Annotated in this window: 21 protein-coding genes and 1 riboswitch; of the genes, 10 read left to right on the top strand and 11 right to left on the bottom strand. The window is 75.9% G+C overall.

What is annotated here, in order from left to right; genetic code table 11:
• Nucleotides 1-10 precede the first annotated feature (10 nt).
• Nucleotides 11-388, top strand: a complete 378-nt coding sequence (locus GV155_RS03455) for a DUF2256 and DUF3253 domain-containing protein (protein ID WP_160005263.1) — start codon at nt 11-13, stop codon at nt 386-388.
• Between the two features lie 14 nt (nt 389-402).
• Here GV155_RS03455 and GV155_RS03450 read toward each other — a convergent pair whose 3' ends face one another.
• From GV155_RS03450 to GV155_RS03430, 6 genes are all read right to left on the bottom strand, one after another.
• The gene (locus tag GV155_RS03450; RefSeq protein WP_160005261.1) at nt 403-1,377 is read right to left on the bottom strand and encodes a superoxide dismutase; all 975 of its coding nucleotides are present in this window, start codon (nt 1,375-1,377) and stop codon (nt 403-405) included.
• Between the two features lie 80 nt (nt 1,378-1,457).
• Complete coding sequence (locus GV155_RS03445) at nt 1,458-2,378, bottom strand: aminoglycoside phosphotransferase family protein (RefSeq protein WP_160005259.1); 921 nt, start codon at nt 2,376-2,378, stop codon at nt 1,458-1,460.
• 16 nt (nt 2,379-2,394) lie between these two features.
• A complete protein-coding gene (locus GV155_RS03440) occupies nt 2,395-2,883 on the bottom strand; it encodes a DUF3592 domain-containing protein (protein ID WP_160005257.1) in 489 nt (162 codons plus the stop codon).
• A 9-nt stretch (nt 2,884-2,892) separates the two neighbouring features.
• Nucleotides 2,893-3,456: a nucleotidyltransferase family protein gene (locus GV155_RS20650; RefSeq protein ID WP_268892616.1), complete on the bottom strand. Its 564-nt coding sequence runs from the start codon at nt 3,454-3,456 to the stop codon at nt 2,893-2,895.
• A 38-nt stretch (nt 3,457-3,494) separates the two neighbouring features.
• Complete coding sequence (locus GV155_RS20645; protein ID WP_236553925.1) at nt 3,495-4,211, bottom strand: hypothetical protein; 717 nt, start codon at nt 4,209-4,211, stop codon at nt 3,495-3,497.
• The gene (locus tag GV155_RS03430; RefSeq protein WP_160005255.1) at nt 4,208-4,756 is read right to left on the bottom strand and encodes an RNA polymerase sigma factor; all 549 of its coding nucleotides are present in this window, start codon (nt 4,754-4,756) and stop codon (nt 4,208-4,210) included. Before GV155_RS03430 ends, GV155_RS20645 begins: the two co-directional genes overlap by 4 nt.
• A 182-nt stretch (nt 4,757-4,938) precedes the next feature.
• Between GV155_RS03430 and GV155_RS20945 the strand changes: the two genes are divergently transcribed.
• The 8 genes from GV155_RS20945 to GV155_RS03390 all read left to right on the top strand — a co-directional run bounded on the left by GV155_RS20945 (nt 4,939) and on the right by GV155_RS03390 (nt 13,556).
• Nucleotides 4,939-6,981: an ArnT family glycosyltransferase gene (locus tag GV155_RS20945; RefSeq protein WP_160005253.1), complete on the top strand. Its 2,043-nt coding sequence runs from the start codon at nt 4,939-4,941 to the stop codon at nt 6,979-6,981.
• Nucleotides 6,978-8,180 carry a bifunctional glycosyltransferase family 2/GtrA family protein gene (locus tag GV155_RS03420; protein ID WP_236553921.1) on the top strand — a complete coding sequence of 401 codons (1,203 nt, stop codon included), beginning with the start codon at nt 6,978-6,980 and terminating at the stop codon, nt 8,178-8,180. The genes GV155_RS20945 and GV155_RS03420 overlap by 4 nt, the downstream gene beginning before the upstream one ends.
• A 193-nt stretch (nt 8,181-8,373) precedes the next feature.
• Nucleotides 8,374-9,420 carry an AAA family ATPase gene (locus tag GV155_RS03415; protein ID WP_160005251.1) on the top strand — a complete coding sequence of 349 codons (1,047 nt, stop codon included), beginning with the start codon at nt 8,374-8,376 and terminating at the stop codon, nt 9,418-9,420.
• 10 nt (nt 9,421-9,430) lie between these two features.
• Nucleotides 9,431-10,342 (top strand): DUF58 domain-containing protein, encoded by a 912-nt coding sequence (locus tag GV155_RS03410; protein WP_160005249.1) that lies wholly within the window; start codon nt 9,431-9,433, stop codon nt 10,340-10,342.
• Complete coding sequence (locus tag GV155_RS03405) at nt 10,326-10,820, top strand: hypothetical protein (RefSeq protein ID WP_160005247.1); 495 nt, start codon at nt 10,326-10,328, stop codon at nt 10,818-10,820. Before GV155_RS03410 ends, GV155_RS03405 begins: the two co-directional genes overlap by 17 nt.
• Complete coding sequence (locus GV155_RS03400; RefSeq protein WP_160005245.1) at nt 10,811-11,884, top strand: VWA domain-containing protein; 1,074 nt, start codon at nt 10,811-10,813, stop codon at nt 11,882-11,884. The genes GV155_RS03405 and GV155_RS03400 overlap by 10 nt, the downstream gene beginning before the upstream one ends.
• Nucleotides 11,881-12,831, top strand: a complete 951-nt coding sequence (locus GV155_RS03395; protein ID WP_160005243.1) for a VWA domain-containing protein — start codon at nt 11,881-11,883, stop codon at nt 12,829-12,831. Before GV155_RS03400 ends, GV155_RS03395 begins: the two co-directional genes overlap by 4 nt.
• On the top strand, nt 12,828-13,556 hold the full coding sequence (locus GV155_RS03390; protein ID WP_160005241.1) for a hypothetical protein: 729 nt from the start codon (nt 12,828-12,830) through the stop codon (nt 13,554-13,556). The genes GV155_RS03395 and GV155_RS03390 overlap by 4 nt, the downstream gene beginning before the upstream one ends.
• 205 nt (nt 13,557-13,761) lie before the next feature.
• Here the strand turns inward: GV155_RS03390 and groL are convergent, their stop codons facing one another.
• From groL to thrC, 5 genes are all read right to left on the bottom strand, one after another.
• Entirely contained in the window at nt 13,762-15,387 is a 1,626-nt protein-coding gene (gene groL, locus GV155_RS03385) for a chaperonin GroEL (protein ID WP_160005239.1), read from the bottom strand.
• Between the two features lie 213 nt (nt 15,388-15,600).
• Nucleotides 15,601-16,473, bottom strand: coding sequence for an ATP-grasp domain-containing protein (locus GV155_RS03380; protein ID WP_160005237.1), 873 nt, complete (start codon nt 16,471-16,473; stop codon nt 15,601-15,603).
• A gap of 43 nt (nt 16,474-16,516) precedes the next feature.
• Nucleotides 16,517-17,353, bottom strand: coding sequence for an SGNH/GDSL hydrolase family protein (locus GV155_RS03375; protein ID WP_201300041.1), 837 nt, complete (start codon nt 17,351-17,353; stop codon nt 16,517-16,519).
• An 81-nt stretch (nt 17,354-17,434) separates the two neighbouring features.
• Nucleotides 17,435-17,710, bottom strand: a complete 276-nt coding sequence (locus tag GV155_RS03370) for a MoaD/ThiS family protein (protein ID WP_160005235.1) — start codon at nt 17,708-17,710, stop codon at nt 17,435-17,437.
• Between the two features lie 60 nt (nt 17,711-17,770).
• Nucleotides 17,771-19,072, bottom strand: a complete 1,302-nt coding sequence (gene thrC, locus GV155_RS03365; RefSeq protein WP_160005233.1) for a threonine synthase — start codon at nt 19,070-19,072, stop codon at nt 17,771-17,773.
• Between the two features lie 11 nt (nt 19,073-19,083).
• Nucleotides 19,084-19,243, bottom strand: a riboswitch (SAM riboswitch).
• A gap of 168 nt (nt 19,244-19,411) precedes the next feature.
• Here thrC and GV155_RS03360 point away from each other — a divergent pair.
• Nucleotides 19,412-21,160 carry a histidinol-phosphatase gene (locus tag GV155_RS03360; protein ID WP_160005231.1) on the top strand — a complete coding sequence of 583 codons (1,749 nt, stop codon included), beginning with the start codon at nt 19,412-19,414 and terminating at the stop codon, nt 21,158-21,160.
• The last annotated feature ends 4 nt before the right edge of the window (nt 21,161-21,164 follow it).

The following is a 21,164-nucleotide window of genomic DNA, read 5'->3' as shown; positions in this document are numbered from 1 at the left end:
GACTGGATCGGTGAGCACCCCCGAGCCGAAGACCTGCGCGTCGTGCGGGCGCACCATCGAGTGGCGCAAGAAGTGGGAGCGCGACTGGGACCAGGTGCGCTACTGCTCGACGGCGTGCCGCAAGCGGGGCGTCAGCCGTACCGACGAGGCGCTCGAGCAGAGCATCCGCCACCTGCTCGCCGCCCGGGCCCGCGGGAAGACGATCTGCCCCTCCGACGCCGCCCGCGCGGTCGGGCCCGCCGAGGACGAGGGGTGGCGCGAGCTGATGGAGCCGGCCCGCCGCGCCGCCCGCCGGATGGTGGCCGCGGGCGAGGTCGTCGTCACCCAGGGCGGCAAGGTCGTCGACCCGTCGACCGCCAAGGGCGCGATCCGGATCCGCAAGGCCTGACCGCCCGACACGCCTCAGGGCGTCGGGACCCGCGTCACCCAGAACCGCTGGGCGTCGGGCGTGCTGAACCGGGCGTTCGGCAGGTAGAGCCCGCCGCGGGAGGCCGCGACGGTGGTCGGGACGTCGAAGTCCCTGCTGGTGACCCGGTCCTGCAGGACCGCCCGGCGTCCGCCCGGGGCGACCCGGAGGACGGCCACCAGGTTGCGGGCGTTCTGCACGGCGTAGAGCGTGCGCCCCCAAAGGAGCAGGCCGTCGCCGTTGCGCAGCCGCACCCCACCGGTCCGGACGCGGTCGGCCACTCCCGTGGCGGGGTCGACCCGGAACAGCAGGCCGGTCGACGACTGGACCACGAGCAGCGCCCGGCCGTTCGGCGTGGGCGCGATGCCGTTCGCGTTCAGGTCCTCGGTCTGCTCCCAGTCCCCGGTCAGCGGGACCATGCGCAGCGCCTGCTGCCCGCGCAGCTCCGGGCGTACCGGCACCCGGTAGAGCTGGGGCTGGAGGCTGTCGGTGAACCACGCCGCCCGGCCGGTCAGGACCACGTCGTTGACGAAGCTGGGGTCCGCGCCGACGTCGTACGACGCCAGCACCTCGCCGTCGGTCGCGTCGACCACGCGGGCGTCCCCGCCGCTGCCGCCCGCGACCCAGAGGCGCTCGCGGCGGTCCAGCTTCAGGCCCAGCGACGGCGTCCCCGGTCCCTGGCTGACGACGCGGGTGGCTCCCGTCCGCAGCTGGAGACGCAGCAGGTCACCGCTCTCCCGGTCGCCGAGGTAGGCGACCGGCCGCTGGCGCTCGGTGGCGATGCCCTCGGGCGCGAAGCCGCGCGGCAGCTCCAGGTGGCGGGGGTACGCGGGTAGCGGCGCGTCGCCCCCGGCGGTGGCGGCTCCGGCCGCCGGGGCCCCGAGGACCGGGGTCAGCGCGAGCGTCGCCGCGAGCAGGCCGGTGGCGAGACGGGCGGCGGGACGGGCGGGGGCGGCGGTGCGGCGGGTCATGGCGCTCCTCGGGTCGGTCCCGCGACGCTACCCATCGCGGGTCACCCGGTGAGGTCGACGCCACCGGACCGGGGCCTGGCTCAGCACCCCGCGAGGACCGCCGCGGCCGAGGTCAGCATCGGGCGGCCGACCGTGCGCGAGCCGATCGAGGTGACGTACAGCCCGGTCGAGACCCGCTCCAGGAAGGCCCAGTCCCACACCGCGCCGGGATCTGTCCCGGTCGTGGCGGCCGCCTGCGCGCACCAGCCACGCAGGCGTACCGCCGCCGTCGCGGGGTCCTGCAGGTGGGAGGAGAGGTCGCGCAGGGCGACGCCCACGTCGTAGGCCCGCTCGGCGACCGTGCCCTCCGCGTCGACCAGCAGCCACCCGGTGGGCGCCCCGGGCGCGCGCAGCAGGTTCGCGGGGTGCGCGTCGCCGTGGGTGACCACGCTGCGGGACGGGTCGTGCGCCGCGGACCGGCGGGCCGCGCACCGGCGGGCGTGGTCGAGGACGGCCGGCGACGCGTCGTGCTCGGCGCGGGTGGCGAGGTCGTCCAGGCCGCGGGCCAGGTCGGCGGCGCGGTCGCGGACCCGCGACGGCAGCGGCGGGGCCGGCGCGGCCCACGCCTCGACCAGGGTCGCCGCGAGCGCGGCGACGGCGTCCTCGACGGGCAGCGGGGTCTGAGCCAGGGACCGGCCGAGGCCGTCCAGCAGCAACGCCTGGCGCTGCGGGTCGTGCGCGTGCAGGCGGACGTGCCCCCGGCCCGCGGCGGCGGCCAGCACCTCCGCCTGGCGGGCGAGGTCGACACCGGGGGCGGCGACCTTGACGACGCGCGCCCGACCGTCCGTGGTGGTGGCCGGCACGACCAGGCCGTTGCTGCCGCCGGGCAGCGAGCGCCGCTCGACCCGGACGCCCCACTCCTGCTCGAGGTCGTCGAGCAGGGCGGGCAGCCCGGCCAGCCACGCCTCCCCCGCAGCGCCGAGGCCGGCGAGCCGGCGACGTGCGAGCGGCTGGAGCCGCACCGTCAGGGCCGCACCGTCAGAGGAACCAGTGGACGAGCACGCCGCCGAGCAGGACCACGCCGAGCGCCAGCAGCGCCACGATCCGGGGCAGCAGGCTGTGCGCGGCGACCGGCGTCGACCGGCCGGACGGGTCGACGTGGAGCGTGACCGGGGTGCCGGACGGGTGCGGGCGTCGTACGGCCGGTGGGACCGCCGTCTCGGTCTGGATGCCGTCCTGGTCGGGGTGCCGCACCACCCGGTAGCGCGCGCCCTCGGTCACCCGCTGCTCCCCGGTGAACGGTCGTGGTCGGCCGGTCGTGCCGACCACGACGCCCTCGACCGTCGGCCACTCCCGGTGCACCGGCCCGCCCGCGACCCAGGTGCGCAGCCGGCGCACGCCGACGACGAGGGCGACGACCCCGACGACGGTCGCCAGGATGCTCCAGACGATCCCGCGGACGTCGCCCGGCTCCAGCGCGAGGGGCAGCAGGGTCGGCAGCGAGGTCAGGAGGGGCGCGGATGTCACGCGACGATCCTAGGAGGGGCCCGGTCGGTCCTGGTCGGCCCCCGTGGCGAGGTCGCCGCACTCGACGAGGTGGACCTCGGCGCGGTGCCTCCGCAGGTACGCCTTCGCGCCCTCGTCACCCTCCGCGGTGGCCGTGACCCCGCCCCAGTGGTCGCGGCCCAGGACGACCGGGTGGCCGGGCTCCCCGTCGTACGCCGCACGGGCCAGCGCCCCGGGCGCCGCGGCCGGCAGCAGCCGGGCGACCACGGCGGGGACGAGGTCGGGCAGGTCGACCAGGAGGACGAGCGCGGCGTCGGGACGCGTCGCGCCGTCGTCCCGGCCCAGGTGGGCGAGGCCGGCGACCAGGGAGGCGGAGAGCCCGTCGGCCCACGCGTCGGCGACGACCACCTCGGCCCCGGCCGGCACCAGCGGCCGGGCCTCCTCGGCCCGGGCGCCGAGCACGACCACCACCCGGTCGCAGCCGCCGTCACGCAGCACGGCGACCGCGCGGCGGAGCCAGGGCCGGCCGTCGGGGTCGTGGACCAGCGCCTTGGGCATGCCCATCCGGCTGCCGGCGCCCGCGGCGAGGAGCAGCCCGACCGTGCTCGCGCCGCTGCGGCTGGCCGGGGTGCTCAGGAGAACGCCCGGTCGTAGAGCGCGCGCAGCCGCGGGTCGGCCTCGCCGCTGAAGCCGCAGAGCGTGACCGAGCCCCCGGAGGCGGAGACCAGGTACGTGTCGCCCTCCACGAACTCGGGCGCCAGCAGCAGCCGGCGGAGGCGGTCGTCGACGGGGTCGACCTCGACGCTCGTGGCCTCGCCGCCGCGGAACCAGGTGTCGACCTCGAAGGTGAGGCCGGCGTCGCCGGCCTCGGTCACGGTGCCCTCGAAGGCCAGGTCCTGGTTCTGCAGGACGCGGGCGTCCGGGACCATGCAGCGCGCGCCGAGGGCGTCGGGGACCCCGAGCCGGACCGTCTCGCCGGTCGGGCCCGGGGCGTCGGTCGTCGGGTCCGGGTCGGCGGTGGGTGCGGTGCTGGTGGGGGCACCGGCCTCGGTGCCGGCGACCCTCTCCGGGCCGCTCAGGGAGCGGACCCCGGCCCACCCGACGCCGGCGACGACGAGGACGGCGGCCGCCGCGACCACCCAGGTCAGCGGGTTGCGATGCCGGGTCCCGGCCTCGCGGGTGGCGTACCCGTCGGGCGTGCGGTCCGGGTCGTGCTCGGTCATGGCGGCCTCCAGGGCACGGGTGCGATCGGTGTCGGTCAGGGGCGGCAGGGCACGACCCGGGTCGGCGGCGCGCAGCAGCGCCCGCAGGTCGTCGTGGTCGTCGTCGTGGTCGTGGTCGTCGGTCATCGGTCCTCCCCCGTCCCCCCTCCATGTCCGGCACCGGCGTCACCGTGTCGCGCGAGCTCGGCCGCCAGCCGCGTCCGGGCGCGGACCAGCCGGGACGAGACGGCGTTGGGCGTGGTCCCGAGCACGACCGCGATCTCCCGGGGAGCCAGCTCCTCCCAGGCCCAGAGCCGCAGCACCTCGGCGTCGGTCGCCGGCAGCGCGGCCAGGGCCGGCCCGACCAAGTCGGCGCGCGGGTCGCCGGCATCGCCGTGGTCCGTGGCGGCGGTGGAGGTCGGGGGCCGGTCGACGGAGGCGACCCGGGCGGCCAGCCGCCGACGCCGGCGCTCGGACCGGTCGGCGTTGGCCAGGCAGAGGCGGGCGACGCCGTACGCCCACGGCAGCGCCCCGTCCCCCGCCGGCAGCTCGTCGCGGCGGCGCCACAGGACCAGCAGGGTCTCGGCGAGCACGTCCTCGGCGGTGTCGGGGTCGGTGCGCCGGACCAGGAAGCGCCGCAGCGGCTCGAGCAGCGGGCCCACCCGGGCCTCGAACCCGTCCCCGCCCACCACGCCGCCACCCTGGCACAGCCCCGCCGAGATGACGCTCGCGGACAGCCGAGATGACGCTCGCGGCGCGTCGAGATGACGCTCGCGGCGCGTCGAGGTGACGATTCCGGCGCGTCCCGGCCTTCACAGCGTCACCACAGCCCGACCACACGCCCGTGCCAGCGCTCCCGCCGAGCGTGGACGCCATGACCTCGACCGACACGCACCCGCCGCTCCCGGCGGTCCCCTCCGCCAGTCCGCCGACCCCCGTCCGTACGCCCGCCGGCCCCGGCCTGCGGTCCGACGGCGACAGCCCGCGCTGGGCGCGCCCGGCGTACGCGGTGCTCCTGCTGGCCACCGCCGCGCTCTACCTGGTCGACCTCGGCGCGAACGGCTGGGGCAACTCGTTCTACGCCGCCGCCGCGCAGGCCGGGTCGGAGTCGTGGTCGGCGTTCTTCTACGGCGCCAGCGACGCGGCCGGATCGATCACCGTCGACAAGACGCCGCTGTCGCTGTGGCCGATGGCGCTGTCGGTACGCCTCTTCGGCCTGTCGTCCTGGAGCCTGCTGGTGCCGCAGGCGCTGATGGGGGTCGCCACGGTCGCGCTCCTGCACCGGCTCGTGCGGCGCACCACCGGCTCGGACGGCGCCGCGCTGCTGGCCGGCGCGACGATGGCGCTGACGCCGGTGGCGGTCCTGATGTTCCGCTTCGACAACCCCGACGCCCTGCTCACCCTGCTGCTGACCGCCGCGGCGTGGGCGACCCTGCGCGGGGTCGAGGCCGGCAGGGCTGCCGTCGGGCGGCCCTCGCTGTGGCTGGCCCTCGGCGGCGCCCTGGTCGGCCTGGCCTTCCTCACCAAGATGCTGCAGGCCTTCCTGGTGCTGCCGGCGTTCGCCCTGGTCTACCTCCTGCTCGCCGGCGTGCCGCTGCGGCGACGGCTGGTCCACCTGCTCGTGGCGTTCGGCGCCATGGTCGTGGCCGGCGGCTGGTGGGTCGCGGTCGTCGAGCTCGTCCCGGCCGGTGCGCGGCCCTACATCGGCGGGTCGCAGACCGACTCGATCCTCGAGCTCACGCTGGGCTACAACGGCCTCGGCCGACTCACCGGCGACGAGACCGGGTCCGTCGGCGGCGGGGCCGGCTGGGGCCAGACCGGCCTGCTGCGCCTCTTCGACGCCGAGAACGGCGGGCAGGCCTCCTGGCTGGTCCCCGCCGCGCTGCTGCTCGGGCTCGCCGCGCTCTGGTACGCCCGGCGGCACCCGCTCGCCCGCGCCTCGACCCTGTTGTGGCTGGGCTGGCTGCTCGTCACCGGGCTGACCTTCAGCCTGATGGCGGGCATCTTCCACGCCTACTACTCCGTGGTGCTGGCGCCGGCCGTCGCGGCACTGGTCGGTACGGGGGCGTGGGCGCTGTGGCAGGCCCGGACCCGGGTCGCGTCGGTGCTGCTCGGCCTGGCCGTGGCGGCCACCGCCTCGTGGGCGTTCGTCCTGCTCGGCCGCAGCGCGGACTTCCTGCCCTGGCTGCGGTGGGTCGTGCTCGTCGGTGGCCTGGTCGCCGCCGTCGGGGTCGCGGCCCGGTCCCTCCTCCCGCGGGTCCTGGTGGCCGCGGCGGTCACGATCGGGGTCCTGGCCTCGCTGGGCGGGCCGGCGGCGTACGCCGTGGACACCGCCGCGAGCGTGCACACCGGCTCGATCCCGACCGCGGGCCCGGAGGTCGCCGGAGGCATGGGCGGGATGCCGGGCGGGATGCCGGGCGGGATGCCGGGCGGGATGCCCGGCGGCTTCCCCGGCACGCCCCCCGCCGGCGCGGCACCGGGCGGTGCTCCCGGCGGGATGCCCGGCACACCTCCGACGGGCGGGATGCCCGGCGGGATGCCCGGCGGCGCCGGCGGCCTGCTCGAGGCCACCGAGCCGTCCGCGGAGCTGACCGCCGTCCTGCTGCAGGACGCCGACGACTACACCTGGGTGGCCGCCACCGTCGGCGCGAACAACGCCGCCGGCTACCAGCTGGCCACCGAGCGCTCGGTGATGCCCATCGGCGGGTTCAACGGTTCCGACCCCAGCCCGACGCTGGCGGAGTTCCAGGAGCTCGTCGCCGACGGGCAGGTGCACTGGTTCCTGGCCACCGAGGGCGGCGGGATGGCGCCCGGGGGTGGCGGCAGCAGCGAGATCGCCGACTGGGTGGAGTCGACCTTCACCGCGACCACCGTCGACGGCACGACGCTCTACGACCTGTCGGGCGGGATCGCGTGACCGCGCTCGACCTGCGCGACGAGGGCGCCGGGCAGGAGCAGGTCACCACCGCCACCGTCCTCGACGTGGTGATCCCGGTGCTCGACGAGGAGGAGCAGCTCGGCGAGAGCGTGCGACGGGTGGTCGAGCACCTACGAGGGATGCCGTGGAGCTTCACGGTGACCGTGGCCGACAACGCCAGCACCGACCGGACGCCGCAGATCGCACGGACGCTGGCCGCGGCGTACCCGGAGGTCCGCTCGGTGCGGCTCGACCAGCGGGGCCGCGGCCGCGCGCTGCGTCACGTGTGGTCCCGCTCGGACAGCGCCGTGCTGGTCTACATGGACGTCGACCTCTCGACCGACCTGAACGCGCTGCTGCCGCTGGTCGCGCCGCTGGTCAGCGGGCACTCCGACCTCGCGATCGGCTCGCGGCTGTCCCGCGGCTCGCGGGTGCAGCGGGGGCCGCGGCGGGAGGTGATCAGCCGGGGCTACAACCTGCTGCTTCGTGGGTCGCTGCGGGCGCGGTTCCGTGACGCCCAGTGCGGCTTCAAGGCCGTACGGCGTGACGTGGCGCGCGAGCTGCTGCCGCTGGTTCAGGACGAGGGCTGGTTCTTCGACACCGAGCTGCTCGTCCTGGCCGAACGGGCCGGGCTGCGCATCCACGAGGTCCCCGTCGACTGGCGCGACGACCCCGCGAGCTCGGTCGACGTGTGGCGCACCGCCCGCGACGACGTACGCGGGGTGCTGCGGCTGGGCACGGCGCTGCTGCGCGGGCGGCTCCCGCTGCGCGAGGTCGCCGAGCACCTCGGGCGGACGAGCGCCGACGCCGGGCGGGGCCGTCTGGGCAGCCAGCTCGCGGTGTTCCTCGTCGTCGGGGTGCTCTCGACGCTGGCCTACGCCGTCCTCTACCTCGTGCTGCGCGACCCCGCCGGCGCCCAGGTCGCCAACGTGCTGGCGCTGCTGCTCACCGCGGCGGTGAACACCGCGGCGAACCGGCGTTTCACCTTCGGGGTACGCGGACCCGAGCGGGCGCTGCGTCACCAGGCCGGCGGGCTCGTCGTGCTCGGCGTCGGCCTGGCCGTGACGTCGCTGGCCCTGGCGGCGCTGCACGCGACGACGAGCACGTCCGCCGTGCTGGAGGTCGTGGTGCTGACCGCGGCGAACCTCGCGGTGACCGTGCTGCGCTTCGTCGCGCTGCGGCACTGGGTCTTCCGCTGAGGCCACGGCCGCTTGTGCGGTGCGCCGGAATCGTCATCTCGACGCGCCGCGAGCGTCATCTCGGCTGTCCGCGAGCGTCATCTCGGCGGTGCGGGGGGCGGCCCGTCCCGGCACCCCCCACAATGGGGCCTGCCGGCCGCTCCCCGGGGCGTACCCGGCTGCCCCTGGTCCCCGAGCGTGAGGAGCGCGGCCGATGTCGCTCGGCAGCACCCGCCCCGCCCCCGCCACCCGTCCCGCCCCCACGACCCCGGGCCCGCTCACCACCGAGGAGCTGGCGGCGGCCGCGGACGTGCTCGACCGGGTCACCGCCGCCTTCGCCAGCCGGGTCGTGGGCCAGGACCGGCTGCGGCGGGCGCTGCTGGTGGCCCTGATGGCCGAGGGGCACCTGCTGGTCGAGAGCGTCCCCGGGCTGGCCAAGACCCTGGCGTCCTCCACCCTGGCCGAGGCCGTCGGGGCGTCGTTCAACCGGATCCAGTGCACGCCCGACCTGCTGCCTAGCGACATCGTCGGCACCCAGGTCTACGACCCCCGCCACCACACCTTCACCACCCAGCTCGGCCCCGTGCACGCCCACGTCGTGCTGCTGGACGAGATCAACCGGGCCAGCGCCAAGACGCAGTCGGCGATGCTCGAGGCGATGCAGGAGCGGCAGACCTCGATCGCCGGCGAGGTGCACCCGCTGCCCCGCCCGTTCCTGGTGCTGGCCACGCAGAACCCGCTGGAGGAGGAGGGCACCTACGTCCTCCCGCAGGCCCAGCTCGACCGGTTCCTGCTCCAGGAGGTGCTCGACTACCCCACCGCCGAGGAGGAGGTCGGGGTGCTGGACCGCGTCGACGCCGGCACGCTCGGCCGCGAGACCAGCCCGGTCGCCGCGGTCGTCGGTCCCGGCGAGGTCGAGGCGCTCCAGGCGCTGGTCGACCGCGTCTACGTCGACCCGGCTGTGCGCCGCTACATCGTCGACGTGGTCGCAGGCACGCGGGCCGTCGGCTCGCTGGTCGGTCCCGAGCTCGGGGCCTACGTCGAGACCGGCGCCAGCCCGCGCGCCTCGATCGCGTTCTTCCAGGTCGCCCGCGCGCTCGCGGTGCTGCACGGACGCCACTACGTCGTGCCCGAGGACGTACGCGAGCTGGCCCACGGGGTGCTGCGCCACCGGCTGCACCTCTCCTTCGAGGCCGTGGCCGACCGGGTACGCCCCGAGGTCGTCGTCGACGCGGTCCTCGCCGCCGTCCCCACCCCCTGACCGCGCACCCGTGACCGCCCTCGTCCCCCGGGTCCAGGCCCGCCTGGCCCTGCCCGCGCACCGCCTGGTCCGCGGGATGCTCGAGGGCGGGTACGCCGCGGTCCACACCGGCCGCGGCATCGAGCTGGCCGACCTGCGCCCCTACGTGCGCGGCGACGACCCGAAGGACCTGGAGCCGAAGGCGTCGGCGCGCAGCGGGGAGCTGCTGGTCAAGCGGTACGTCGCCGACAAGCGCCACACCGCCCTGCTGGTCGTGCCGACGGGCCGGTCGATGGCCGCCCACCGCCGACCCGGACCGGACGGCACCGGCGCCGGGGCGACCGCGAAGAAGGACCTGGCCGTCCTCGTCGCCGGCCTGGTCGGCTGGCTCGCCGTACGCCATGGCGACGCGGTCTGCCTGGCCCACGGCGACGCCGACGGGCACCACGTGCTGCGCCCGGCCGGCGGCGCCGCCCACCTCGAGCGGTGCCTCCAGGCCGCGCACACCGCGACCACCCCCGAGGCCGCCCCGACCGACCTGGTCGGCCTCCTGCGGCACGTCGCTCGCACCGTGCGCCGCCGCACGATCCTGCTCGTGGTCTGCGACGACGTCGACGCCACGCCCGCACTGGTCACGGTGCTGCGACGCCTGGCCGCGCAGCACGAGGTCCTCGTCGCCGGGATCGGCGACCTCGACCCCACCGACCCGGCGCTGGCCGCCGGCACCTGGGACCTCGACGCCGGCGCCCCGCTGCCGGGCTGGCTGCGCGACGACCGCCGGCTGCGGTCCGAGCACGCCGCCGGCACCGCCGTCCGCACCCGCGCGCTGGCCGACGCGGCCGCTGCCGCCGGCGCGTCGTACGAGCGGGTGGGCGACGCGGACGACGCCGTGCGCGCGGTGCTGCGCCTGCTGGAGAGGCACCGGCGTGGCCGCCGTCGCTGACCTGCGGGCCGTCGGGGACGTCGCCGGCCCGGTCGGGTACGCCGTGCCGTGGGCGCTGGTCGCCGCGGGCGCCGTGCTGCTGGTCGTCGCCTACGTCGCGGTCGTCCTGCTGGCCACCCGTCCACGTCGGCCCGGCGACCAGGTGGCCCCGGTCGCCGGGCGCGCCCGGCGTACCGCCCGCGAGGTCGCCCTGGCCCGGCTCGACGAGGTGGGCGCCGCGGTCGCCGCGGGCCGCACGTCCCCGCGGGCCGGTCACCAGGAGGTCAGCGACGCGGTCCGCGGCTACCTGGCCGCCGTGACCGGCCGGCCGGCCCGGGCGATGACCCTGGCCGACGCGCGCCGGGACGGCCCGGAGGTGCTCGCGGCGCTGCTCGCGGAGGTGTACCCGCCGGAGTTCGCGCCCGGCGAGGTGCTCGCCCGGGACCGGTTCGCCGGCTCCCTGGCCCGCGCCCGTGAGCTGGTGACGACGTGGGACTGATCGCGCTGCGGTGGCCCGACGGCCTGGCCTGGCCCCTGGTGCTGCCCGCGGTGCTGGTGCTGGTCGTCCTGCTACTGGCGTGGTGGGGCCTGCGGGTCCGGCGCGCCCGCCGCCCGGCGCGGCCCGGGCGGGCCGACCCCGTGCTGGTCGCGCACGTCGCCCGGCTGCGGGCGCTGCCACGGCACCGCGTGCTCGTGCGGCGACGGCGGGCGCTCGGCGCGCTGCTCGCGCTCGGGGCGCTGGTGACGGTGGCCGGGGCGGCCGTGGTCGTGGCCCGGCCGCAGGTCGAGCAGACCGAGCGCGGCGAGGAGCGCAGCCGCGACGTGATGCTCTGCCTGGACGCCTCCGCCTCGATGGACGACGACAACGTCGAGGTGGTGCGCGCCGTCCGGGACGTCGTCGACGACCTCGAGGGCGACCGGGTCGGGCTCACGTTGTGGAGCGGCGCGGCCGTCACCGTGTTCCCGCTGACCGAGGACCGGGCCTACGTCCTGGACCAGCTCGCCGTCGCGGAACGGGCGTTCGCGCGGGGCGACGAGTCGTACTTCGCCGGGGTCCAGCTGCCCGACCCGCGCGCCTCCCTGATCGGCGACGGCCTGGTCTCGTGCGCCCAGCGGTTCGACCGGCCCGAGGAGGAGCGGGCCCGGGCGGTCGTGCTCTCCTCCGACAACGACCCCCTGGGCGAGTCGGTCTACGACCTCGACCAGGCCGCGGCGTACGCCGCCCGGCGCGACGTCCTCGTCTACGCCGTCGGGGCTCCCGACCTCGCGGGGCCCGGGCGCACCACCGCGCGAGAGGAGCTGGCCCGGGCGGCGGAGGCGACCGGCGGGCTGCTGGCGCTGGTCGGCAGCGACGGCGGCACCGACGCGGTCGTCGAGCGCATCGACGCCCTCGAGCGGGCGCGCGTCGACCTGCCGCCGCGGACCGTGCGCGCCGACGCCCCCGGGTGGGCGGCCGTGGTGGCCGGGGCCGGGGCGCTGCTCGTGGTGCTGGCCTGGGTGGTCGGCGCCGCGCTGGCGCTCGCGGCGCGCCGGGGCCGCGCGACCGGCGGGGGTGCGCGGTGAGGCGCCTCGCCGTCCTGGCCCTGGTCGGCCTGCGGCGCCTGGCGCTGCTGGCGGTGCTCGCGGCGCTGCTGCTCGGGGTGGGCGACGTGGCCGCCCCGGACGAGACCGGCGTACCCCCGCTCGAGGTCGTCGTCGCCGTCGACCGGACCACCTCGATGGCCGCCGACGACGACCCGGCCGGGTCGCGGCTGCTCGCCGCCCGCAGGGACGTCGCGGCCCTGGCCGGCGCCCTGCCGTCGGCGCGCTTCTCCCTGGTCGCCTTCGGTGCGCGGGCCGAGGTGGAGCTGCCGCTGACGACCGACCGGGAGGCGCTGGCCGCCGAGCTGGACACGCTGCGCCCCGAGGCGCCGACGACCGGCGCCGGCTCGGCGCTGGCCCGGCCCGTACCGCTGCTCGCCGGGATCCTCGGCGGCGCTGCCGACCGGGCGCCGGCCGGACCGACGGCGGCGGTGCCGCAGCAGCTGCTGGTGGTGCTGACCGACGGCGAGGACACCGCGCCAGGTCCGGCCGGGTCGTGGGCGGCGCTGGCCGGCCCGACGGACGCGGTCCTCGTGCTGGGGTACGGGACCCCGGGCGGCGGGCGGATGCCGCTGCCCGACGGCAGCGGACCGGTGACCGATCCCGCGACCGGGGCGCCGGCGGTCTCCCGCCGCGACGACGCCGCGCTGGCACGGATCGCCGACGAGGTCGGCGGCGACTACCTCCCCCGGACCGGCGAGCTCACGCCGGCGAGCGACGCCGCGATCGACGGGGCGGCCGAGCGCCTGCGGGGCGACGCGTACGCCGACCTGGCCCCCGCCGTCCCCGGGCGACAGGCCGGCTGGGTCTGGGGCGCGCTGCTCCTCCTGCTCGTCCTGCCCGAGCTGCGGCTCGGTTGGCGGCGCTGGCTCGAGGGCCGGCACGAGGCGAGGCTCGGCCGGGCCGCGCGGGCGGAGGCGGTCCGGTGAGCGGGCGGGAGCGGAGCCGGCGGCAGGTCTGGCGGCGGCGTCTGCTGCTGGCCGGCGTCCTGCCGGCGCTGGCGGCCGCGGCGTTCTCGCTCGAGGTCGTCGTGGTGCTGCACCACGACGCGGAGGGCCGGGGGGCGCTGGCGGACGGCGCGCCCGCCCGGGCCGCGGAGGCGTACGCCGCCAACCGGACCCTGAACCTGCTCGAGCCGTGGGTCGCGCCGTACGACGAGGCGACCGCGCGGTTCCGCGCCGGCGACCCGGTCGGGGCCGTGCGGGGCTACGCCACCGCCCTGCCACTGGCGCCGGCCGAGCAGGAGTGCCGGGTCCGCACCGACCTCGCGCTGGCCCACGCGGCAGCCGGCGCGCCGGCGCGCGGCGTGCGCGCCCTCGGCGACTGCCCCGTCACCGACGAGCGGGCTGCCGAGGTGCTGTCGGCGCTGCAGGACGACCTGGCCGCGGCCGACGAGGCCGCCGAGGCCGACGAGCAGGTGCCGACCGACCCGCCTCCGGACGAGCCGTCCGGCCCGGGCGACGGGCAGGACCGCGCGGGCCGCGGGGAGCAGGCCGCCCGGCAGGGCGAGCTGGGCGAGCGCAACGACCGCGGCCAGGAGCGCCGCCAGCAGGCCGAGGACCGGGCCGACGGGACGGGGATCGGCGCCGGACGGGGCCAGGGCCGCGGAGACCCGGGCGCGGGCGAGGCCGGCCCCCCGGCGTACTCCTGGTAGTCGGGACGGCACGCGCCGCAACCGTCATCTCGACGCGCCGCGAGCGTCACCTCGGCTGTCCGCGAGCGTCATCTCGGCGTGACGACGGCCCGCCCGAGCGGTGCTCGGACGGGCCGTCGGTGGTGCAGTGGTGCGGTGGTGCAGGTGCTGCTCACGCAGCGGCGGACCCTTCGAGACGGGCCTGGCGGCCCTCCTCAGGACAGGCTCAGAAGTCCATGCCGCCCATGCCGCCGGACGGGTCGGGCATGGCCCCGGCCTTCTCCGGCTTGTCGGCCACGACGGCCTCGGTGGTGAGGAAGAGCGCCGCGATGGAGGCGGCGTTCTGCAGCGCGGACCGGGTGACCTTGGCGGGGTCGATGATGCCCTCGGCGAGCATGTCGACGTACTCGCCGGTCGCGGCGTTCAGGCCGTGACCCGGGGTCAGGTTGCGCACCTTCTCCGCCACGACGCCGCCCTCGAGGCCGGCGTTGATCGCGATCTGCTTCAGCGGGGCCTCGGTCGCGTAGCGCACGATGTTGGCACCGGTCGCCTCGTCGCCCTCGAGCTCGAGCTTGGCGAAGGCCTCGGCCGCAGCCTGGACCAGCGCCACGCCGCCACCGGCGACGATGCCCTCCTCGACGGCCGCCTTGGCGTTGCGCACGGCGTCCTCGATGCGGTGCTTGCGCTCCTTGAGCTCGACCTCGGTGGCCGCGCCGACCTTGATCACCGCGACACCGCCGGCCAGCTTGGCCAGGCGCTCCTGCAGCTTCTCGCGGTCGTAGTCGGAGTCCGACTTGTCGATCTCGGCACGGATCTGGTTGACCCGGCCGGCGATCTGGTCCGCGTCGCCGGCACCCTCGACGATGGTGGTCTCGTCCTTGGTGATGACGACCTTGCGGGCCTGGCCGAGCAGCTCGAGGCCGGTCGACTCGAGCTTGAGGCCGACCTCCTCGGAGATGACCTGGCCGCCGGTCAGGATCGCGATGTCCTGCAGCATGGCCTTGCGGCGGTCGCCGAAGCCGGGGGCCTTCACGGCCACGGACTTGAAGGTGCCGCGGATCTTGTTCACGACCAGGGTCGAGAGCGCCTCGCCGTCGACGTCCTCGGAGAGGATCAGCAGGGGCTTGCCCGACTGCATGACCTTCTCGAGGATCGGCAGGAGGTCCTTGACGTTCGAGACCTTCTGGTTGGCGATGAGGATGTAGGGGTCCTCGAGGACCGTCTCCATGCGCTCGGTGTCGGTGACGAAGTAGGCCGAGATGTAGCCCTTGTCGAAGCGCATCCCCTCGGTCAGCTCGAGGTCGAGGCCGAAGGTGTTCGACTCCTCGACGGTGATGACGCCTTCCTTGCCGACCTTGTCCATCGCCTCGGCGATGATCTCGCCGACGACCGGGTCCGCGGCGGAGATCGACGCGGTGGCGGCGATCTGCTCCTTGGTCTCGATCTCGGTGGCCATCGAGAGCAGCTTCTCGGAGACCGCGGCGACCGCAGCCTCGATGCCGCGCTTGAGACCCATCGGGTTCGCGCCGGCCGCGACGTTGCGCAGGCCCTCGCGCACCATGGCCTGGGCCAGGACGGTCGCGGTGGTCGTGCCGTCACCGGCGACGTCGTCGGTCTTCTTGGCGACCTCCTTGACCAGCTCGGCGCCGATCTTCTCGTAGGGGTCCTCGAGCTCGATCTCCTTGGCGATGCTCACACCGTCGTTGGTGATCGTGGGGGCACCCCACTTCTTCTCCAGGACCACGTTGCGGCCCTTGGGACCGAGGGTGACCTTCACGGCGTCGGCGAGCGTGTTCATGCCACGCTCCAGGCCGCGCCGGGCCTCTTCGTCAAATGCAATCAGCTTCGGCATAACTCCTGCGATTCCTCACGCTTAGAGTCGGTGGGACCGAGTCGGTGGGCTGCCCGCGACGGACGGTCCAGCGGCTCCGGCGAACCCTTTCTCGCCGGCGCGTGGACCTCAGCTTGCACCGCTTCGGTTTGTCACTCTCATGGTAAGAGTGCCAGCGAAATGTCTAGCACTCGACCCCGTCGAGTGCAAACGTCGCGGCGCGCCGGGTCCCGCTCAACGGGCGGCCAGCGCGCGCACCACCGTCGCCGCGAACGCCGTGGCGTTGCCCGGCACGAGGTCGAGGTACAGCCCGGGCTCGATCACCTCGACCTCGCTGACGCAGAGGGTGCCGTCGACCTCGAGCAGGTCCACGCGCCCGTACGGCAGCGGCCCGCCGTGGCGCTGCCCCACCACCGCCATCGTGCGCTCGGCGAGCGCGACCGCAGCCGGGTCCGGGTCGACCGGGCGCATGACGCCGCCGTAGCGCGGGTGCACCCGCACCTCGTCCTGCTCGCCCGCGGCGACCTTGTCGACCTGCGAGACGACCCGGCCGTCGAGCACGAACAACGAGCGCTCGCCGCTGGTGCGCACCGAGTCGACCAGCGGCTGCAGCAGCCAGGCGTCCCCGCCGAGCGCGGACAGCCGCGGGTCGTCGGACCGCGACGCGACCACGACCCCGGTGCCGCCGGCGCCCGTGCGGGGCTTGAGGACGACCGTGCCGTGGCGTGCGAGCCCGGCCTCCAGCGCCTCGACCAGGCCGTCGGCGTCGACCAGCGTGGTGGGCACGACCGGCAGGTCCTCGGCCAGGTCGAGCAGGTAGGACTTGTCGGCGTTCCACGCCATCACCGCGGCGCTGCCCAGCAGGTGCCCGTCGGCCTCCACCCGGCGGGTCCAGGCCAGGAACGCGGGCAGCCGGCGGTGGTAGTCCCACGTCGAGCGGACCGCCACCAGGTCGGCCGCGGCCCAGTCGACCTCCGGGTCGCTCCAGACCGCCCAGGACGCGTCGACCCCGGCGGCGTCCAGCGCCTCGGGCAGCCGGTGCCCGCCGCCCTCGCCGGCGGGCAGGAGGTCGAAGGTGGCCAGCAGGACGGTGGGTCGGGTGCTCACGCCACCCATCCTCCCGCCGCCCGCGGCCGCGCGAGGAGCAGGGCTACACCGGGACGGGCGCCACGTGGCCGAACGGGACCTCCTCGGCCGCCCCGAGCGCCGCGAGCACCGACGGCAGCAGGGCGCTGGCGGTGCGCTTGTAGCCCAGCGGGCTGGGGTGGAACCGGTCCAGGCTGAACATCTCGTCGGGGTTGGTGATGAAGAACGGGCCGACGACGCGGGCCAGGGACACCGCGTACGCCCCGGCGACCACCGCCGCCTCCTCCTGCGCCGCCGCGAGCTGTCGCGAGGCGCGCGAGCCGAGGCTGCGCAGCGGCTGCGGCACCGGGCGCAGCAGCCCGAGGTCCGGGCAGGTGCCGACCACGACACCGGTGCCGACCGCGCGCAGCCGGCGGATGCAGACCGCGAGCGACTCGACGCTGTCGGCCACCGGCACGCGGTGGGTCACGTCGTTGCCGCCCACGACGATGACCGCCACGTCGGGCCGGTAGGTCGCGGGCAGGCCGTCGAGCTGGGCGGCCAGCGCCGCGGACTCGGAGCCGACGACGGCGACGGTGCGCAGGCGTACGGGGCGTCCCAGCCGCTTGGCCAGGCCCTTGGCCAGCCGACCCCCGAGGGTCTCCTTGCGCCGGTCGGCGCCGAGACCGGCGGCGATCGAGTCGCCGAGCAGCAGCAGGTCGACCGGGCGGCCCTCGTAGGAGCGGCGCCAGACCCGGTCGGCCTGCGGCGGGGTCTCCCCCAGCGGCTTGCCGATCAGCCGGCGGGCGTGCTCGGCCTGGCGGTGCAGCAGCTCGCGGGCGCCGTAGAAGCCGCCGCCGCCGGTCACGCCGGCGACGGCCGCGCCGATGCCGAGGGCGATGAGTCGTTGTCGCTGGGTCACCGGACGGTTACACCACACGCGCTTGAACGGCGCGTGTCGGCACCGTGTGCTGCGTGTGTCGGGACCGCGTTCGCTGGACGCTCAGCCACCCGCGACCGCGGGGATGACCGAGACCTTCGCGCCGTCGGGCGTGGGCGTGGCCAGGTCGTCGAGGAAGCGCACGTCCTCGTCGCCGACGTAGACGTTCACGAAGCGGCGCAGCTTGCCGTTGTCGTCGAGGATCCGCGCACGGATCCCGGCGTACGACGCGTCGAGGTCGTCGAGCACCTCGGAGAGGGTGGCGCCCTCGGCGGTGACCTCGGAGTCACCCCCGGTGTAGCTGCGCAGGATGGTCGGGACGCGGACGGACACGCTCACGGGTGCAGGTCTCCTCGTGGGTCGGGGATGCGGACGGTCGTGGGGGGCGGCGGGGTCGGCTCAGGCGATGCCGGTGGCGACGAACGCGGCGTACGACGGGGCGATCGTGGCGGCGGGGCCGACGTGGTCCGCGACGGCGTCGAGCGTCTTGAGGCCCATCCCCGTGTTGATCACCACGGTCTCGGCGTCGGGGTCGAGCTGGCCGGTCTCCACCAGCTTCTTCAGCACGCCCACGGTGGTGCCGCCGGCGGTCTCGGTGAAGATGCCCTCGGTGCGGGCCAGCAGCAGGATGCCCTGGCGGACCTCGTCGTCGGAGATGTCCTCGACCGCGCCGCCGGTGCTGCGGCAGACGTCGAGGACGTAGATGCCGTCCGCGGGGTTGCCGATGGCCAGGCTCTTGGCGATCGTGTCCGGCTTGACCGGGCGGATCGCGTCGACGCCGTCCTTGAAGGCGACCGAGACCGGCGAGCAGCCGGTGGCCTGGGCGCCGAAGATCTTGACCGGCTTGTCCTCGACCAGGCCGAGGCGGACCAGCTCGCCGAAGGCCTTGTGCACCTTGGTCAGCTGGGAGCCGGAGGCGACCGGGATGACGACCTGGTCGGGCAGCCGCCAGCCGAGCTGCTCGGCGATCTCGTAGCCGAGGGTCTTGGACCCCTCGGCGTAGAACGGGCGGACGTTGACGTTCACGAACGCCCAGCCGTCCTCCTCGCCGGCGATCTCGGAGGCCAGCTTGTTGACGTCGTCGTAGTTGCCGTCGACGGCGACCAGCTGCTCGGTGTAGACCGCGGAGTTGACCTGCTTGGGCTTCTCCAGGTTGCTGGGGATGAAGACCACGGTCTTGATCCCGGCGCGGGCGCCGGCGGCGGCCACGGCGTTGGCCAGGTTGCCGGTCGAGGGGCAGGCGAAGACCTTGGCCTTGAACTCGGTCGCGGCGCTCAGCGCACAGGCCACGACGCGGTCCTTGAACGAGTTCGTGGGGTTGGTCGAGTCGTCCTTGACCCACAGGTTGCTCAGGCCGAGCTCGCGGCCGAGGTTGCCGGCCCGCAGCAGCCGGGTGAAGCCGGGCTCCATGTTCGGGCTCTGCTCGATGTCGTCGGGGACCGGCAGCAGCGCCTTGTAGCGCCAGATGTTGCGCGGGCCCGCCTCGATCTCCTCGCGGGTCACGGCGGGGAAGTCGTAGGCCACCTCGAGGGGGCCGAAGCACTCCGGGCACGCGTAGTGCGGACCGAGCTCGACCTCGTGGCCGCACTCGCGACAGCTCAGGCCGGTGGCGTTGCCGAAGGCGCGCTCGCGCAGGCCGGTGGTCTCACCGTTCGTGTCGGGGTCCGGGACCCCGGTCTTCTCGGCAGTCAGGGCGCTCATGAGAAACCTCCTCCTCATCTTCCCCGGGCGACTTTCGCACCGGGACGGAGTTAGCACCGTTTCCACGTCCGACTGCGCGCCGTCCGGGGGTCCGGGCGGGTAGCTGGGCGGAGGCTCGTGGCGGTTGCCGGGACTTCGACGGGCCGTTCCCTCAGTCCCTCTTGATGAGCTGCGCTCGACAGTACAGGCCGCCGTCTCAGCATGCGTCACCCCGTACCGACATGCGGACGGCGCCGACGGTTCACCGCGTGGCCGCCGTACGGCCGGTGGCGCGGGTGACGGTGGCCCCTCAGGGTCCGGCGCCCAGGCCACGCGACCCCCTCGGAGAGAGAACCACCGATGACCCACGACCACGACCACCACTCCCACGAGCACCACGGGCACGCGCACCCGCACGAGCACCGCCCGGTCGACGAGACCACCGCCGCGGCGGCCGCCGCCGACGCCCAGGGCGTCGGCGACCGCGACCTCTCCCCCTCGGAGCTGTCGCGACGCAACCTGCTGCGGATGGCCGGCGTCACCGGCGGCACCGCCGCGCTCGGGATGACCGGGATGACCGGGGTCGGTGCGGGCTCCGCGGCCGCCGCGCCGTCCCCGGTGGCCCGTCCCGGCAGGGGCGGTGCCGCGGCCAGGTTCTGGCTGGCCGGCGACCACCACATCCACACCCAGCACTCCTCCGACGGGCAGTACACCGTGCTGGACCAGACGCAGCACGGCGCGGCGTACGGCCTGGACTGGATGGTGATCACCGACCACGGCGGCCCCACCCACGCGCGGCTCGGCGTCGACCTGGTCAACCCCGACATCGTCGCGGCGCGCGAGAAGCTGGCCGGCACCCTGATCTTCCAGGGCCTGGAGTGGAACATCCCCGCGGCCGAGCACGGCACCGTCTTCGTCGCCCCCGGCGACAACGAGGTCGCGGTCCTCAAGCAGTTCGAGAACACCTACGACGGCGGCGTCGCCCCCGACCCCGACGAGGCCCTGGCCGTCGCCGGGATCCAGTGGCTCGGCAAGCAGGTCGACCGGCGTCGCGTCGGCGACGCGCTCTTCCTGGCCAACCACCCCGCCCGCAACGGCATCGACAGCCCGCACGAGATCCGGGCCTGGCGCGACGCCGACCCGCGGATCGCGATCGGCTTCGAGGGCGCGCCGGGCCACCAGGCCGCCGGGCTCCCCGCCGGGTACGGCCCCGGGTCCTCCCGCGGCTTCTACGGCAACGCGGCCCGGCCGGACTCCTTCGCCGGCTACCCGCCGGAGAGCTACCGCACCTGGGGCGGGTTCGACTGGATGACCTCGACCGTCGGCGGGCTGTGGGACAGCCTGCTGGCCGAGGGCAAGCCGTGGTCGATCAGCGCCAACTCCGACTCCCACGTCAACTGGAGCGACACCTCCCGGCGCCCCGACGGCTCCAGCAGCGAGCAGTTCAACGCCGACGGCCGCTACGGCGACCCCGTGTACGCCGGGGAGATCAACCTGTCGGCCGGCGACTTCTGGCCCGGCTTCTACAGCCGCACCCACGTGGGCGCGGCGCGCCGCGACTACGCCTCGGTGATGGCCGGCATGCGCGCCGGTCGGATGTGGGTCGACCACGGCCGGCTGGTCGAGGCGGTCGACGTCAAGGTCCGCGCCCGCGGCCGGGGCGGCGTGCGCGAGGCGACCCTCGGCGGGACCCTGCGGCCGCGCCGGGGCGAGCGGGTGCAGCTGGCCGTGACGGTCGTGGCGCAGAGCCTGCCCAACTGGGCGCAGTTCCTGCCGTCCCTGAACCGGGTCGACCTCGTCCGCGGGGTCGTCGAGGCGGACCGGGGGTCCTCGGACCAGGACCGCTTCCTGGCCCCCGACACCCGGGTCGTCAAGCAGTGGGACACCTCGGGGCGTACGGGGACGTTCACGCTGCGCTACGACCTCGGGGAGGCCGACGAGGCCTTCTACGTGCGGCTGCGCGGCACCGACGGCAACCGTCAGCAGCCCGGCTTCCTCGGCGCCGACGTCGACCCCGCGGGGCCGGCCATCGACGTCACCGGCGACGCCGACCCGTGGGCCGACCTGTGGTTCTACACCAACCCGGTCTGGGTGGCCCCGGTCCGATGACGCT

Origin of the sequence: Nocardioides sp. AX2bis (genome assembly GCF_902506435.1) — a bacterium.
In the GTDB taxonomy this organism is placed as follows: Bacteria; Actinomycetota; Actinomycetes; order Propionibacteriales; family Nocardioidaceae; genus Nocardioides.
Note: the sequence above shows the minus strand (reverse complement) of the source record. Positions and strands in the feature narration are given on the sequence as shown.